Here is a 15,931-nt window from a genome sequence, read left to right as displayed (position 1 = left end):
GCGGACGGCCGAACCGGGGCGGCCCCCGGAACGGCCGTCCGCCTGGCCGCCGAGGGGTTCGGGGTAGAGTCGGTGCTCGTGAAGATCGCCCTCGTGGACTCCGGAATCGGACTGCTCGCCGCCGCCGCCGCGATCCGCCGGGCCCGGCCCGACGCGGACCTGGTCGTCTCGTGCGACCCGGACGGGATGCCGTGGGGCCCGCGCACGCCCGAGGACATCGCCGAGCGCGCGCTGGCCTGCGCCCGGGCCGCCGTGGCGCACGGGCCGGAGGCACTGGTGGTGGCCTGCAACACGGCCACGGTGCACGGGCTGGCGCGGCTGCGGACCGAGTTCGAGCCGGGGCTGCCGGTGGTCGGGACGGTCCCGGCGATCAAGCCGGCCGCCGCGGCCGGCGGGGTGGTGGCGATCTGGGCGACCTCGCGGACCACCGGGAGCGCGTACCAGCGCGGGCTGATCGCCGAGTTCGGCGGGGCCGCCACGGTGCACGAGGTGGCCTGCCCGGGGCTGGCCGAGGCCGTCGAGCGGGCCGACGAGGCCGCGATCGCCGCGGCCGTCGCGTCGGCCGCCGCCCGCACCCCGGCCGGGACCACCGACGTGGTGCTGGGCTGCACCCACTACGAGCTGATCGACGACCGGATCGCCGCCGCGCTCGCCGGGCCGGTCCGGCTGCACGGCTCGGCGGACGCGATCGCCGCGCAGACGCTGCGCCGGCTCTCCCCGGCCGCGCCGCCCGGCGGCGGGACGCTGACCGTGCTGCACTCCGGCCGCCCGGCGGCGCTCCGGGCCGAGGCGCTCGCGTACCCGCAGGGCGGGCTGCTGGCCGCGGCCCGGCTCTGACCGTCCCGCCCCGTCCGGCGCCGTCCCGTCCCGTCCCGTCCGGCACCGTCCCGTCCCGCCCGGGTGCCGTCCCGGGGCGGCCGGGGTGTCAGCCGACCGGGTTGCCGACCAGCTGCTGCGGGCCGGTGAACAGGTTCGGGGTGCAGCCGGGGCCCGCGAGGGTGAGGCGGTCGCGGGTGTTGACGATGCTGAGCGGGCCGGTCCAGTCGGCGCCGCAGATCCGCACCGTCCCGGCGCCGACGGCCTGCAGCGGGCCGTTGACGTCGGAGCCCGCGACCACCAGGTTCGCCCCGGCCCGGACCACGACCGGGCCGTTCTGCCGGGCGTTCACCAGGCAGGTGGTGCCGGTGGCGGCGGTGAGCGGGCCGTTGTGGGCGCCGGTCACGGTGGTGGTGCAGGCCGGGGCGGCCGGCAGCTTGGACCGGAAGTCCAGCGCGTAGGCGAGCTTGCCGGGCTTGGCGTCGGTGATCGGGGCGCTCAGCTTGCCGAACTCGCCGCCGGTGGGCTTCTTGCCCGCGTTCCAGGGGGTGAGCCGGCCGAGCTGGTCGGCGGTGGCGCCGCCGGAGACCACGGCGTCGCCGGGCAGCGCGGACATCGCCTGCGAGGCGGTGCGCACCGCGTCGAGGTAGGAGGCGAGGTCGCTGCTGTCGTAGGAGCCGGGCAGGCCGATGCCCTGGCCGCGCAGCCAGTCGCCCCACTGGAACTCGAGGAACTCGGCGGCGGCGTCGGGCACCGAGTAGCCGATGTCGCGGGTGAAGTAGACCAGGCTGCGGTACGGGTCGTCGTGGAAGTTCGCCAGGCCGAGGCGGGTCGGCAGCTGGTCGGGGGTGAGGGGGTTCGCGTGCTCGTCGAGCAGCCGCACCCACCCGTGGTCCTGCATGGCCTGCCAGAACGCGGCCTTCGACAGCGCGCTGTAGTTGGCCTGGACGATCAGCCGGACGTGCAGCTTCGGCCCGCCCTCGGGGGTCTCCAGGAAGGAGGTGAGGGTGTGGTGGCCGTCCGTCAGGTAGAGCGTGCCGCCGGGGCCGACCACGACGGTCTTCATCTCGGCGCGGTCGGCCGCGGTCTCCTGCCCGACCGGGACGGTGCAGGTGAAGCTGGCCGGGTCGGCGAGGGTGGCGCCGGCCGGGGCGGCGGCGACCGCGCCCTGGCCGTTGGTGGCGCACCAGTCGTCGAAGCGCTTGTTGATGCCGCCGTTGAGCCGGTCCTTGTCCGAGGCGTACCGGCCGAGCTTGTAGTAGACCTCGTCGTAGCCGACCGCGGCCTGGGTCGGGTGCAGCTGGTCGAGCGTCACGTCCAGCAGTTGGCCGGGCTGCGCGGCGAGCACGGCCCCGTCGGCGGGTGCGGCCCCGGCGGGGGCGGCGAACCCGGTCAGCCCGCCGAGGGCGAGGGCCGACGCGGCGGCGAGCGCGGCCCGGCGGCTCGGGTGACGGTGGCGCGACGGGGCGGCGGACGCGGTGCCGGTCATCATCTGTTCTCCTGCTGATCGGATCGGCGGATTCCCGCCGCGCCCATCCAGCCACCCCCGCCCGCTCCCCGCGCGTCCACCGGACGTCGCCCGGATGACGACCGGGTGAACCGTCCGCACCGGGCCGGGTGGCGGGCCGTCGTGTCTCGGGGGCGGCCCGGGGCGGATCGGGCAGACTGCCGGGGTGACGGTCCTGTGGTGGGTCTCGGTGGTGTCGTTGTCGGCGTGGGCGTGGCTGGCGGTGGGGCACGGCGGGTTCTGGCGGACGGATCAGCGGCTGCCGCGCGGGAGCGGTGAGCCCGGGGCGTGGCCGTCGGTGGTGGTGCTGGTACCGGCCCGGGACGAGGCGGCGGTGCTGCCGCTGTCGCTGCCGAGCCTGCTGGCCCAGGAGTACCCGGGGCGGGCGCGGGTGGTGCTGGTGGACGACCACAGTACGGACGGGACGGGCGAGGCGGCGCGGGAGCTGGCCGGGCGGGTCGGGGGGCTGGAGCTCGTAGTGACCACTCCCCCGGCGCTGCCGGCGGGCTGGACGGGCAAGCTGTGGGCGCTGCGGCACGGGGTGGGGCAGGCCGGGGACGCCGAGTGGCTGCTGCTGACGGACGCCGACATCGCGCACCGCCCGGGCTCGCTGCGGGCGCTGGTCGCGGCCGGGGAGGGCGGCGGGCTGGACCTGGTGTCGCAGATGGCCCGGCTGCGGGTGGCGAGCGGCTGGGAGCGGCTGATCGTCCCGGCGTTCGTGTACTTCTTCGCCCAGCTGTACCCCTTCCGCCGGGCCAACCGGCCCGGCTCCCGGACGGCCGCCGCGGCCGGTGGCTGCTCGCTGGTGCGCCGGGCCGCGCTGGAGCGGGCGGGCGGGGTGGCGGCGATCCGCGGCGCGGTGATCGACGACGTGTCGCTGGCCCGGGCGGTCAAGCGCACCGGCGGCCGGACCTGGCTGGGCCTCGCCGACCGGGTCGACTCCGTCCGCCCGTACCCCGGGCTGGGCCCGCTGTGGCGGATGGTCTCGCGCAGCGCGTACGCCCAACTCCGGTACTCGCCGCTGCTGCTGGCCGGGACGGTGGCGGGCCTGGCGCTGGTCTACCTGGTGCCGCCGGTGGCCGCGGTCGCCGGGGCGGCGGCCGGGGCGTGGTGGACGGCCGGGGCGGGCCTGGCGGCGTGGGCGGTGATGGCCGGGACGTACGCGCCGATGCTCCGCTACTACCGGCAGCCCGTGCCCGCCGCCCCGCTGCTGCCGTTCACCGCGCTGCTGTACCTGCTGATGACGGTCGACTCCGCCGTGCAGCACTGGCGCGGCCGGGGCGCCGCCTGGAAGGGCCGCACCTATCCGCGGCCGCAGCGGGCCGAATAGCCGGGCGGCCCGGCGGGCAGGATCAGTCGATGGAGCGTCAGGACATCTCCCGGATCGCGCACCGCGACCACCCGATCGCCGCCCCGCTGTCCGACGAGGCGGTGCGGGACCTGCTGGAGCGGCTGCTGCGCGGCCGGTCGGACGGGCGGCTGCTCGACCTCGGCTGCGGCGAAGCGCCTTGGCTGCTGCGGGCGTTGACCGCGTACCCCGCCCTGCGGGCGGTCGGCGTGGACCCGGACCCGGCCGCCCTGCGCAGCGCGCTGCACACCGCGCAGCGCCTCGGCGTGGCCCGGCGGATCGGCCTGCACCACCGCGACGCCCGGGAGTTCACCGCCGCCGAGCCCTTCGCCGCCGAGCCCTTCGACGCCGTCCTGTGCACGGGCGCGACCCGGGCCCTCGGCGGCCCCGGCCCGGCCCTCGCCGCGATCGGCCCGCTGCTCGCCCCGGGCGGCGCGGTGCTGCTCGGCGCCCCCTACCGGACCGGTGAACCCCCGCAGCGGGCAGGGGGGTCGTTCGGGGCGGAGCCCACCGACCCGGCCGATCCCACCGACCTAGCCGATCCCACCGACCTGGCCGATCCCACCGACCTCGCCGATCCCACCGACCTGGCCGATCCCACCGACCTGGCCGATCTCACCGACCTGGCCGACCTGGCCGGCACGGTCGCCGCGGTCCGGGCCGCCGGCTGGCTGCCGGTCGCCGCCCACACCTCCACCCGCGCCGAACTCGACGCCTACGCCTGGGCCCGGACCGGCTCCCTCGCCGACTGGGCCCTCGACCAGCCGCCGGGCCCCGACCGCGAGGCCGCCCTGCGCGCGGCGGACGCCCACCGCGAGCAGTGGCTGACCGGCCACCGCGACGGCTTCGGCTTCGTCGCGCTGGTGCTGCGGCGGAACTCCGCCTAGGCGGTCTCAGCGGCCGAGCAGGCGGCGGGCGGTCGGCTTGACGAACTCGTAGCGGGACATCTGTTCGAGGTCGCGGAGCCAGGCGGTGCGGCCGGGGGGCCGGTGGAGGAGTTCGCGGTAGATCTCCTCGAAGGCGGTGGAGACGTGGCCGAGGGAGAACCGGCCCACGACCCAGTCGCGACCCCAACTGCCCAGCTCGGCCCGGCGGGTGGGGCTGTCGGCGAGGGTGCGGATCTGGGCGGCGAGCGCCTTGGCGTCGGCGGGGTGGTCGCCGTGGCCGTACATGCAGCGGGAGGCGTGCGGTTCGACCAGCGGGCCGGGTTCGTGGACGGCGGTGTAGCCGCCCGCGCCGTGCACGATGACGGGTTTGGCGAAGGCGAGGCCGCGCAGGGCCGAGCCGCCCATGCCGAGGACGAGGTCGGCGGCCTGGTAGGCGGGGCGGGGGTCGGCGCGCTGGCCGGTGAGGACGACCGCCTCGCGGCCGAGTTCCTCGTTGGCGCGGGCGGCCTCGGCGCGCAGGTGCGCCTCGCTGGGGCCGCCGCCGACGACGGCGAGGACGAGGGACGGGTCGTCGAGGAGGCGGAGGGCGGCGATGGTGCGGGAGACCCCGGCGTCCTTCTCCAGGCCGGAGACCAGGCGGGTGACGATGCAGAGGAGTAGCTGGTCGTCCGAGGCGCGGACCTCCGCCCGGAACTCGGCGCCGGAGACGGCGCCGGGCGCGTCGGAGTCGGTGTCGACGGGGGGTTCGATCAGCCGCAGGTCGCGGTGGCCGAAGGCGCGGCCGTCGGGCAGCAGGGCGCCCAGGCCGAGCACCAGGGGCTGGTGGCGGGGCATGCCGCGGAGCATCCGGATGCCGTAGAAGGTGGTGACGACCGGGAGGCGGCCCTGACGGCCGGGGCCGAAGTAGGCGTTCCGGGCGGCCCGGACCTCCCAGGCGTGGACGAGGTGGGAGCCGTGCTCGTCGGCGAGCCGGGTGAGGCGGGCCCGGATGACGGCGTGCGGGGTGCCCGGCTCCCCGGCCACCACCAGGTCGAGGCCGTGTTCGGCGGCGAGGTCGGCCAGCGGGGCGGGGCCGTCGACGCCCTGGGCGAAGAGCACCGGCTGGTGGCCGCGGTCGCGCAGGGTGCGGGCGATGTCGACGGCGTTGAGCTGGGCGCCGCCGAGGGCGAGGTTGTTGAGGTGGACCAGCACCCGGACGGACCGCATGCTCAGTCCTCCCACTGGTGCGGCACGAAGACCGGCGCGGCCATCACGACGGCGCGCGGCGGGGTGTCGAGCACCGGGCCGAACACGTCGAACTGGCCGGCCGAGTGCCAGCTCATCAGGGTGCCGCCGTCGGTCTTGCCGATCGAGTAGACGCCGGTCCACAGGGTGTAGCGGCCGCGCGGCAGCGGCAGCCGGGGGATGACGCAGGCGACCCGGTGGTCGCCGCCGGTCAGCCGGATCTCGTGGCTGATCTGGAAGATCGGGCTGGAGGTGCCCTCGCTGACGCCCAGGTGCAGGGTGGCGTCGCCGCGGTAGTCGCCGCCGAGGGTGAGTTCGACGGTGACCGGCTCGTCGGTGTGCAGGGTGGCGGCGTCGCCGTCCTCGCCGCGCACCTCGTACTTGAGCAGTTGCAGCGGCTCGCCGACCAGGGCGCCCGCCTCGGACTGCGCCTCGATGGAGTCGCGGTAGCCGGCCAGCGCGTCCTTGATGCCCGCGTCGACCCGGACGGTGCCCTGCTCCAACCAGACGCCGCGGCGGCAGATGGACTGCACGGCGGGCAGGTCGTGCGAGACGAAGACGATGGTGGTGCCCTGTTCGGCGACCTCGCGCATCCGGTCCAGGCAGCGCTGCTGGAAGACCGCGTCGCCGACCGCCAGCACCTCGTCGACCAGCAGGACGTGCGGCTCCAGGTAGGCGGCGACCGCGAAGCCCAGGCGCATCTGCATGCCGGAGGAGTAGAACTTGACCTGCCGGTCGATCGCGCCGCCGAGCCGGGCGAACTCGACGATGTCGTCGAAGCGCCCGGCGACCTCGCGGCGCTTGAGGCCGAGCAGCGCGCCGAACAGGTAGATGTTCTCCCGGCCGGTCAGGTCGGGGTGGATGCCGGCCCGGATCTCGATCAGGGCGCCGATCCGGCCGCGCACGTCGATCACGCCCGCGTACGGGTACATCACCCGGGTGAGCATCTTCAGCAGCGTCGACTTGCCGGAGCCGTTGGAGCCGATCAGGCCGACCGACTCGCCGGGCTCGATGTGGAGGTTGATGTCGCGCAGCGCCCAGCGCCAGTCCTCGCCGCGGTCGCCGCGCAGGCGGCGGACGGCCTGGTCGACCCGGTCGCGCAGCAGCATCCGCTGCTGGTCGGCGCGGAACCGCTTCCAGACCTGCTCGGTGCGGATGGTGCCCGCAGGGTAGTCACGCGACATCGGCGATCCCCGTTTCCAGCTTCTTGAAGAGCAGGTAGCCGCCGACCAGGAAGACCAGCGAGCTGACCGCCGCGATCAGGGTCAGCCGGACATCGGGCGCCTGGCCGTACAGCAGCGCCCTGCGGTAGCCCTCGATGACCGCGCCGAGCGGGTTGACGCCGACGTAGACCTCCTGGAGGCGCTGCGGGATCTTGGCCAGCGGGTACGCGACGGGAGTGGCGAAGACGCCCATCTGGGTGATGATCGGCAGCAGGTGCCGGACGTCGCGCAGGTAGACCACGGCGACCGAGAGGACCAGCGCGATCCCGTAGGTGAAGGCGAACTGGATCAGCAGCAGCGGCACCACCCAGAGGAAGGTCGCGGCGGGGGCCGTCCAGAACACCAGGAACATCAGGCCCAGCACGCCGACGCCGATCACCATGTCGACGGTGGCGACCAGCATGGTGGCGAGCGGGAAGACCTCGCGCGGGCAGTAGACCTTGTTCAGCAGGCTCAGGTTGTTGGCCAGGCTGAGCGCGCCCTGGTTCATCGTGTTGGAGAAGAACTGCCAGACGATCAGGCCGAGGTACGCGAACAGCGTGTACGGGACGTCGCCGGTCTCGATCTTGACCGCGCGGTGGAACACCAGCGTGAAGATCGCGCACAGCGCGAGCGGGGTGAGCACCGCCCAGGCGAAGCCGAGCACCGCCTGCTTGTACCGGGCGCGCAGGTCGCGCTCGGCCAGCGCCCGCACCAACTCCCGTGCGGCCCACAGCTCGTGGGCGACCCGAAGGGGGCGCAGCCGGCGTTTGAAGACCAGTTCGGGCGGTGGCCCGACCGGGGCCGCGGCGCCCGGTGGGGCCACCCGGCTCCCACGCTCGTCGATGAGCTGTGCGCGCTGTCCCCCCACGGACTCCCGCCCTCCCCGGGGGCGGTGCCCTCCCCCGGTGCCTGTGCCGTCTGACTGCCGTCTGCCGGGCAGGTGCCCGGCGTCCGCCCGGCCCCGCCGGTCGCGCGGTGCTCCGCGCGGCTCGGGTCCGGCCGCTCCCCCCGGTCGGGCCGACCCGCGGACCACAATGACACAGAGTGTGCGGGGCGGGGGCGGGTTCGGTGAAGATTGCGGCAGCTCAGGCCGGTACGGGACGGTTCCGGACCGAACCGCCCTTTCCGGCCGGGGAGTTCGGGCGGGCGGTCGGGGGGCGGTTCAAGAACGGCGGCGGTCGGACGGCGGCCGGCCGGGGATCAGTCGGCGGGTCGGTCGGCGGATCAGTCGGCGGGTCGGTCGGCGACCAGCCGGTCGAGCGCGGAGGGCATCCCCTCGACGCCCCCGGCCTCGGTGGGCGAGGTCCGGCCGGTGCCGTCGACGACCACGGTGGGCAGTTCGGCGATCCGGTTGCGGGCGAACAGCTCCGGGGCGTCCTCGACGGCCCGGTCGACCTCGGCGGAGCGGTACGCGGCCCGGAACTTCGCCGCGTCGACGCCCTGGGTGGCGACCCAGTCGGCGGCGGACTGCTCGGTGGTCAGGCCGGCCCCCTGCTCGCGGACCGCGCGGAACACCGCGGCCTGCAGCCGGTCGACCTCGCCGAGCCGGTCCAGCGCGTAGAACAGCCGTGCGTGGGACCGCTGTTCGGCCTCGTCGGGGCTGCCGGTCCAGACCGCGGGCACCCGGCGCAGCGTGACGTCCGCCCGGTGCTCGGCGGCCCAGCGGGTCAGCGGCTGCTCCAGCAGGGCGGAGTGCGAGCAGTCGTACCAGAAGAACTCGACCACCTCGTGGGCGCGTTGGGCCTTCGGCGCGGCCGGCAGCGGGGCCGCCGGGTCCAGCGGGCGGGTCACCGGCACCGGCACGTGCTGCTGGGTGGGCCCGGACGGCTGGACGGCGGGGAACTGGTGGCCGAGGGTCGGCAGCTGCCGGCCGTGCGGCAGCGCGGGGAGGGCGGACGCGGCCCCGGCGGCGGCCGGGGCGGCCAGCAGGCCCCCGGCGACGGCGAGCAGGACAGTGGTTCTGAGCAGCGAATTCACCGGGGCAGCCTGGCAGGCCGGGCGTGCGGCGTTCCAGGTGACCGGGCCCCGGTCGGCGGAATTCGCCGGATCGGAGCAGCGCGCCGGGGCGGTGGTTCGAACGTTCGTCGGGCGTTCGGGGCCCCGTCTGCCACGACGGCGGTCAGCGGCTGCGGTGGTGCGGTGACGGCTGTGGCTCTGGCTGCGGCTGTGGTCCCTCGGGCTCGGTGGGCGGGCGCGCCCCCGCTCCGGCGCCCACCTGCGTCGGGGGACGGCGGGCTACTTGGCGTCGTGCTTCCACTGGGCACGGGCCTCGGCCTCGCTGGCCTTCGGGACGCCGAGCTGGATCTGGTCGGAGCCGTCCTCGGCGATCGGGCAGTAGCGGCCGTCCTCGACCCGCATGGTCAGCCCGAGCACCTCGCCGTTGCGGACCAGCTCCAGCACGTCGCCGGTGGTGCAGGTGGCGTTGGCGGCGACCGGCGGCGAGGCGAGCCAGCTGACGGCCTGGTAGACCGGCGTGCCGGGGTGCAGCACGGTGCCGTGGGCCCGGTCGGTGGCGAAGCTGCCGCCGCCCAGCACGCCGCTCCTGAGCTTCATGAAGGTGTCGGGGACGTGGTTGGTGCGCAGGTCGGGGCCGCCGTAGACGACGCAGTCGTGGCCGCTGGTGTTGGTCAGCTCGATGACGCCGTTGATCCGCGGGTTGGCGCTCCTGTCGAGCGTCAGCTCGGCCTTGACGTCGCTCTCCTGCTCGGAGTTGCCGCAGATCGGCACGTCGGCGGCGACCGTGGCGCCGGCGGCGCCGGTCTTCCCGGCGGGGGTGGCGGTCGAGCCGCCGGTGCCGCCGGACGGGGTGGCGGCGGGCGGCGCGGCGGGGGTGCTCGGGGTGGTGGAGGCGGCGGGCGCGACGGGCGCGGCGGTGCCGCCGTCCTCCGGGTCACAGGCCGTCAGGGCCAGCACGGCACAGGCGGCCAGGGCGGCCAGGGCGGCGGGCTTGCGGACGTTCATCTCGGGCTCCTGCGGTGGGTCTCGGTGGCCGCCGGTCGGCGGCAAGCACCACCACGGCGTCCGGCTGTCGGACGGTTGCGGGCCGGAACGTCCGGTACAGCGCTGTTACAGACGCCTCCACTACAGACGCCTCCACGCGCCGTTGCACCGCGGCGCCGGACCGGGCGTCGGCCGCCCCCCGCGAGCGGACGGTTCAGCGCGGGCGGGCGACCTCGCGCAGCAACTGCTGCCAGGCGGTGGTGACGGGGGCCAGGTCGAAGTGGGCCAGGGCGTGGGCGCGGGCGGCGGCGGCGTAGCGGGTGCGGTCGGCGGCCAGCAGGGTGCGCAGGGCGGCGGCGAGCGCGGCGGGGTCGCCGGGCGGGGCGAGCAGGCCGGTCTCGCCGGGGCGGACCACGTCGGAGACCCAGCCGACGTCGGTGGCCACGGTGGGGACGGCGGCCAGCGCGGCCTCGATCAGGACGCCGGGGACGCCCTCGGAGTCGCTGGTGAGCAGCAGCAGGTCGGCGGCCCGGTAGAGCGCGGCCGGGTCGGCGAGCGGGCCGAGCAGGTGGGTGCGCGGGCCGGGGACGAGGGCGGGGCGCAGCGGGCCCTCCCCGGCCAGCGCGAGGTGGACGTCCCCGGGCAGCAGGGCGTGCGCGGCCAGCGCCAGGTCGGGGCGCTTCTCGGGGCTGAGCGCGCCGATCCAGGCGATCAGCGGGGCGTCGGCGGGCAGCCCGAGGGCGGCCCGGGCGGCGGCCCGTTCGGTGCGGTCGGCGGCGGGCGGGAAGCGGTCGGCGGGGCGGGCGTTGGGCAGGGCGCGCAGGCGGCGGGCGGGGAGCCGGAAGCGGGTGCGCAGGAGCTCCACGGCGTGCGGGGAGATCGCGGCGACGGCCGCGGCCCGGTGCAGGAGGGCGCCGACCCGCAGGCGGCGCAGCGGGTCGGCGGTCCAGTGCCGGGGGTCGCCGATGTTGACGTACACGAAGGGGGTGCGGGCGGCGAACAGGCCCAGCGCGCACGCCTGGAGGGTCGAGGAGCCGTGCGCGACCACCACGTCGGCGTGGGCGGCGGCGCGGCGCAGCGCGCGCAGCGTGGCGGGGTGGTGCCGGGAGGGGCCGAGCACGGGGACGGGCGCGCCGGCGGCGGCGTCGGGGTGCGGGTGCAGGGCGACCAGGGCGGAGTGCTGGCCGCGGCGCAGCAGTTCCTCGTGCAGGTCGCGGGCGAGGCGCTGGGCGCCGCGGGCCCTGGGGTCGGTGATGACGTGGAGTACCCGCGGCTCGGCCATGGCGTCGAGACTACCGAGCGGGGGGCCGCCGGGCGGGCGGACGGGGCGATCCGGGGCGCTCGGCCGCTTCCGGGGTTTCCTCCGGTTCGGCGGACGCGGGGTGGTGCGGGCTGGGATGCTGAGCGGCGGTCAGGGGGTGGCCCGGGCGAGGGGGTTGGCGCGGTGCGCGTGGTGTACGTGATCGACAGTGTGAGCCGGGTGGGCGGGGCGGAGCAGGGGCTGGTGGCGATGGCCCCGCTGCTGGTGCGGTCCGGGGTGGAGCTGCACGTGGCGTTCCTGAAGGAGTCGCCGGGCGGGTTCCAGGAGGAGTTGCGGGCGGCGGGCGCCGGGGTGCGTCCGGTGGCGGGGGGTTCGCGGGGGGCGCGGGTGGCGGGGTTGCGGGCGGAGTTCCGCCGGCTGCGGCCGGACCTGGTGCACACCACGCTGTACGAGTCGGACGTGCTGGGCCGGGCGGCGGCGTTCGCGGTGCGGGTGCCGGTGGTGTCGAGCCTGGTGAACTCGGCGTACGGGCCGGAGCACCTGCACGCGCGCGGGTTGAGCCCGTGGAAGGTGCGGGCGGCGCAGGCGGTGGACGCGGTGACGGCGCAGGGGGTGCGGCGCTTCCACGCGTTGACCGAGCACGTCGCGGAGGTGATGGCGGCCCGGCTGCGGGTGTCGCGGCGGCGGATCGACGTGGTGCCGCGCGGGCGGGACCCGCGGCTGCTGGGGCGGGTGACGGCGGAGCGGCGGGCGGAGGTCCGGAAGTCGCTGGGGTTGGCCGAGGGGGTGCCGGTGGTGCTGGCGGCGGCCCGGCAGCAGTACCAGAAGGGTCTGGACGTGCTGGTGTCGGCGTGGCCGCGGGTGCGGGCGGCGCGGCCGGACGCGGTGCTGCTGCTGGCGGGCAGCCGGGGGGCGGAGACGGCGCGGCTGGAGGGCTTGGCGGCGGAGACGGGGGGTGTGCGGTTCCTGGGGCCGCGGGACGACGTGTTCGACCTGATGGCGGCGGTGGAGGTGTGCGCGGTGCCCTCGCGCTGGGAGGGGTTGGGCAGCGCGGCGCTGGAGGCGATGGGCGTGGGCGTGCCGTTGGTGTGCGCGGACGTGCCGGCGCTGCGCGAGACGGTGGGGTCGGAGGGGTGCGCGCTGCTGGTGCCGCCGCAGCGGCCGGACGCGCTGGCGGGGGCGCTGGTGCGGGCGTTGGAGGAGCGCGGGGAGGCGCTGGCGCGGGCGGAGGCGGCCCGGGCGCGCTTCCTGGCGGGGTACACGCTGGAGCGGGTGTCGGCGCGGATGGTGGAGTTCTACGGGCGCGCCCTGGCCTGACGGGGGGCGGGCGGTTCGGCCACCGACCGCGGCGGTCCGACCGGTGGCGGGCCGGGCGGTCGGACGGGCGGCGCGGTGGTCGGCCGGGCGGCGGGGGGCGCGTCCGGGCGTTTGATGACCGCACGTCAGTTCGGGTGCGGGCGTCCGGAATCAGTCCCGTACCAGGTGTCAGTATGGCCAAAGTGCTTGCGCCGCAGGTCCGGGGCGGGAAGCATCGGGCGCAGGGGAGGGCCGTGGGGGCGGCCTCGTGCGTTCGACTTTCTCTCCGCCGCAGCCGGGGGCGGGTACGGGGCTCGGGCCCGGTGCCGTTCCCGGGGGGATCCGAGGTCCGGGGCGGCCGGACCGGCCGCATCGATGCGCGCCGCCCGCGGGGGGGCGGGTGCGGCCGTGGGCGCGTGTGCACCGTGACGAGGCGAGGGGAACCAACCGGTGGAACCGGCAAATCTGTTCACCGTTCTGCGACGGTACTGGCGGCTGCTGGCCGCCTGCACGGCGGCCTCGCTGGTCGTGGGTTTCCTGCTGACGCCCGCCGGTGACGCCGTGGACAACGGCAAGTGGCAGTGCAAGGTGGCGATCACGCCGGTGGCCGGCGCGGCGGACACCGTGCGCGCCGACCAGGTGCTGTCGTACGCCCAGGGTTCGGCGGTGACCACGGCGGCGGCGCAGAAGCTGCACCTCACCGACGTGGCGGCGCTGACGGCGCGCCGGACGGTGGCGGCGGAGTCCACCCAGATGCTGCTGTTCACCACCACCGGCCCCACCCAGCAGACCTGCGCGGACCTGGCGGCGGCGCTGTCGGAGGCGACCATCACCGGCTACGCCCAGGAGTCGCGCCGCAGCGCCGACGAGTCGATCAAGCGGCTGCGCGCCCAGGCGGACGCCCAGCAGTCGCAGCTGGACGACCTGCAGAAGTCGTTCAGCAAGGCCAACGCGAGCGATCAGGCCAAGCTCCAGCCGCAGCTGTCGACGGCGACGGCGGCGCTGACCAAGACCCTCGGGGCCATCGCCGACCTGCAGAACTACAGCCAGACCGACGCGATCCAGCAGTGGGGCTCGATCGACGCCAAGGAGCTCGGCGGCAGCCTGCTGACCTCGCCGACCCGCGGGGTGCGGCTGTCCCTGGCGGTGGTGCTGGGCCTGGCGCTGGGCGTGGTGGCGGCGCTGATGCTGTCCCGGATGGACACCCGGCTGCGCACCCGGGACGGCACCGAGGAGGCGTTCAACCTGCCGGTGATCGGCGAGATCCCGCGCCTGTCGCGGCGGCTGCGGCGGCTGCGCGAGCCGCTGGTGACGGCCCGTCCGGAGGACCCGGCGACCGAGGCGTTCCGCTCGCTGCGCTCGACGCTGCTGCTGACCGGCCCGGAGGCGCTCTCCTCCCAGCTCGGCCAGGGCGGCCTGGACCACGACGACCGGCGGGTGCGGCGGGCGGTGGAGCCGGCGCCGGTGGTGCTGGTGATGTCGGGCCGCTCGGGCGACGGGCGGACCACCACGGTGGCGAACCTGGCGGCGGCGCTGGCCGAGACCGGCCGCCAGGTGCTGGTGCTGGACTGCGACTTCCGGCAGCCGGAGCTGAACGCGCGGTTCGGGATGGACGAGGGCCCGGGCATGGCGGAGCTGCTCTCCGGCGAGCAGCTGACCGACCTGGTGGACCTGATCCGCCCGACCCGGGTGCCGAACGTGGCGATGATCGCGGGCGGCCACGCCACCGCGTACCCGGCGGCGCTGGTGCTGCGCGCCGGGGAGGTGCTGGCGCTGGCCCGGCGGCACGCGGACGTGGTGCTGATCGACTCCTCGCCGCTGCTGCACGCCAACGACGCGTACGACCTGGTGCAGCACGCGGACGCGGTGCTGGTCACGGTGATGGCGGGCAACGTCCGCCCGGAGGAGGCCGACCGGGTCTCCGAGCTGCTGGCCCGCACCGGCGTGCCGGTGGCGGGGGTGGCGCTGCTGGGCACCGAGGTCGCCACCGGGCGGCGCAACCGCTCGCTGCGGCTGCCGGGCCGGCTGGGCGGCCGGCCGCCGCTGGGCCCGCTGCCGTCCCGGCCGGAGCTGCCGCGCCCGGCGGCGGCCGGGGCCGCCGGGCGCACCGGGCCCCGGCCGGACGGGCCGCGCCGGGCCGAGCACCAGCGCGCGGCGGACACCCGGCGCGGCGAGTCGGTGTACGGGGCCGGCGAGGGCGGCGCCCGGCGGGACGGGGCGGTGTACGGGGCCGGCGAGGGCGGCACCCGGCGGGACGGGACGGCGAGCTGGGGCCGCCGCCCGGCGGAGCTGCCGCCGGAGGAGCCGGTGGAGACCACCCTGCAGCTGCGGCTGGGCGAGGAGCGGTGAGCGGGCGGCGGACGAAGGTGCTCTGGCTGGCCAAGGGCCTGGGCCGGGGCGGCGCGGAGCAGCTGCTGGTGAACTGCGTGCGCCACGCGGACCGGGAGCGCTACCAGATCGAGGTGGCGTACGTGCTGCCGCACAAGGACGCGCTGGTGCCGGCGCTGGCGGCGGCGGGCGTGCCGGTGCACTGCCTGGGCGGCGCGCCGGGGCGGCGCTGGCCGCTGCGGCTGCGGCGGCTGCTGGCGGAGCGCCGCTACGACCTGGTGCACACCCACATGCCGGTGCCCGCGGTGGCGGCCCGGCTGCTGCGGCCCGCCGGGCCCCGGCCCCGGCTGGTGCACACCGAGCACAACCTGTGGGAGCGCTACCGGCTGCCGACCCGCTGGGCGAACGCGCTCACCTACCGGCGCAACGACGCGGTGATCGCGGTGTCGCACGCGGTGGCGGCGGGCGTCGGGCGGCGGCGGGCGGGCGAGTGGCTGTCGGTGGTGCACCACGGCCCGGACCTGGGCGGCGCGCCGTCCGGACCGGCGGCGCGGCGGGCGGCCCGGGAGCGGCTCGGGCTGCCGCCGGAGGCGCTGGTGGTCGGCACGGTCGGCAACCTGACCGCGAAGAAGGACCAGGCGACGCTGCTGGCGGCGTTCGCGCTGCTGCGCGGGCGGGAGCCGGACGCCCGGCTGGTGCTGGTCGGCTCGGGGCCGCTGGAGGCCGAGTTGAGGGCCCGGGCGGGCGACGGCGTGCTGTTCGCGGGGATGCGCGCGGACGTGCCGGAGCTGCTGCCGGGCTGGGACGTGTTCTGCCTGAGCTCGCGGCAGGAGGGCCTGCCGGTGGCGCTGATGGAGGCGATGGCCTCGGGGCTGCCGTCGGTGGTGACCGGGGTCGGCGGCGTGCCGGAGATCCTGGACGACGGCGTGGAGGGCCGGCTGGTGCCGCCGGGCGACCCGGCGGCGCTGGCCGCCGCGCTGGGCGAGCTGGCCGGTCCGGGCCCGCGGGAGCGGATGGGCGCGGCGGCCCGCAGGCGCGCCGAGTCCTTCGACGTGGCGGGCGCGCAGCGGGCGGTCGAGCGGGTGTACGCCCGGGTCCTGGCGAACTGAACCGACGGGT

The 15,931-nt window shown here is 76.8% G+C and carries 13 protein-coding genes; 6 read left to right on the top strand and 7 right to left on the bottom strand.

The genetic code is table 11. The annotated features are described in order from the left end of the window. The first annotated feature begins 78 nt into the window (after positions 1–78). Positions 79–837, top strand: coding sequence for a glutamate racemase (locus K353_RS28390; RefSeq protein WP_111556388.1), 759 nt, complete (start codon positions 79–81; stop codon positions 835–837). 88 nt (positions 838–925) lie between these two features. Here K353_RS28390 and K353_RS28385 read toward each other — a convergent pair whose 3' ends face one another. After that, positions 926–2,305, bottom strand: a complete 1,380-nt coding sequence (locus K353_RS28385; RefSeq protein ID WP_111556387.1) for a ParB/Srx family N-terminal domain-containing protein — start codon at positions 2,303–2,305, stop codon at positions 926–928. Positions 2,306–2,471: 166 nt separating this feature from the next. Between K353_RS28385 and K353_RS28380 the strand changes: the two genes are divergently transcribed. Both K353_RS28380 and K353_RS28375 read left to right on the top strand, forming a co-directional pair. Next, entirely contained in the window at positions 2,472–3,653 is a 1,182-nt protein-coding gene (locus K353_RS28380) for a glycosyltransferase (protein WP_111556367.1), read from the top strand. Positions 3,654–3,682: 29 nt separating this feature from the next. Then, positions 3,683–4,558, top strand: coding sequence for a cyclopropane-fatty-acyl-phospholipid synthase family protein (locus K353_RS28375; protein ID WP_111556366.1), 876 nt, complete (start codon positions 3,683–3,685; stop codon positions 4,556–4,558). Positions 4,559–4,564: 6 nt separating this feature from the next. Here the strand turns inward: K353_RS28375 and K353_RS28370 are convergent, their stop codons facing one another. The 6 genes from K353_RS28370 to K353_RS28345 form a co-directional block, all read right to left on the bottom strand. Then, the gene (locus K353_RS28370) at positions 4,565–5,764 is read right to left on the bottom strand and encodes a glycosyltransferase family 4 protein (protein WP_111556365.1); all 1,200 of its coding nucleotides are present in this window, start codon (positions 5,762–5,764) and stop codon (positions 4,565–4,567) included. Between the two features lie 2 nt (positions 5,765–5,766). Beyond that, on the bottom strand, positions 5,767–6,966 hold the full coding sequence (locus tag K353_RS28365; protein WP_111556364.1) for a polysaccharide ABC transporter ATP-binding protein: 1,200 nt from the start codon (positions 6,964–6,966) through the stop codon (positions 5,767–5,769). Continuing rightward, the gene (locus tag K353_RS28360; RefSeq protein WP_233533880.1) at positions 6,956–7,810 is read right to left on the bottom strand and encodes an ABC transporter permease; all 855 of its coding nucleotides are present in this window, start codon (positions 7,808–7,810) and stop codon (positions 6,956–6,958) included. Before K353_RS28360 ends, K353_RS28365 begins: the two co-directional genes overlap by 11 nt. A gap of 401 nt (positions 7,811–8,211) precedes the next feature. Further along, positions 8,212–8,964: a thiol:disulfide interchange protein DsbA/DsbL gene (locus K353_RS28355; RefSeq protein WP_111556362.1), complete on the bottom strand. Its 753-nt coding sequence runs from the start codon at positions 8,962–8,964 to the stop codon at positions 8,212–8,214. A gap of 258 nt (positions 8,965–9,222) precedes the next feature. Further along, entirely contained in the window at positions 9,223–9,948 is a 726-nt protein-coding gene (locus tag K353_RS28350) for a hypothetical protein (RefSeq protein ID WP_111556361.1), read from the bottom strand. A 193-nt stretch (positions 9,949–10,141) separates the two neighbouring features. Further along, positions 10,142–11,209: a glycosyltransferase gene (locus K353_RS28345; RefSeq protein WP_111556360.1), complete on the bottom strand. Its 1,068-nt coding sequence runs from the start codon at positions 11,207–11,209 to the stop codon at positions 10,142–10,144. A 177-nt stretch (positions 11,210–11,386) separates the two neighbouring features. Between K353_RS28345 and K353_RS28340 the strand changes: the two genes are divergently transcribed. The 3 genes from K353_RS28340 (at position 11,387) to K353_RS28330 (ending at position 15,921) form a co-directional block, all read left to right on the top strand. Further along, positions 11,387–12,505, top strand: coding sequence for a glycosyltransferase family 4 protein (locus tag K353_RS28340; RefSeq protein ID WP_233533879.1), 1,119 nt, complete (start codon positions 11,387–11,389; stop codon positions 12,503–12,505). Between the two features lie 429 nt (positions 12,506–12,934). Beyond that, a complete protein-coding gene (locus K353_RS28335; RefSeq protein WP_111556358.1) occupies positions 12,935–14,833 on the top strand; it encodes a polysaccharide biosynthesis tyrosine autokinase in 1,899 nt (632 codons plus the stop codon). Continuing rightward, positions 14,830–15,921, top strand: a complete 1,092-nt coding sequence (locus tag K353_RS28330) for a glycosyltransferase (RefSeq protein ID WP_111556357.1) — start codon at positions 14,830–14,832, stop codon at positions 15,919–15,921. Before K353_RS28335 ends, K353_RS28330 begins: the two co-directional genes overlap by 4 nt. The last annotated feature ends 10 nt before the right edge of the window (positions 15,922–15,931 follow it).

This window comes from Kitasatospora sp. SolWspMP-SS2h (assembly GCF_003259315.1).
Taxonomy (GTDB): domain Bacteria; phylum Actinomycetota; class Actinomycetes; order Streptomycetales; family Streptomycetaceae; genus Kitasatospora; species Kitasatospora fiedleri.
This window is presented reverse-complemented; position numbering and strand designations above follow the sequence as displayed.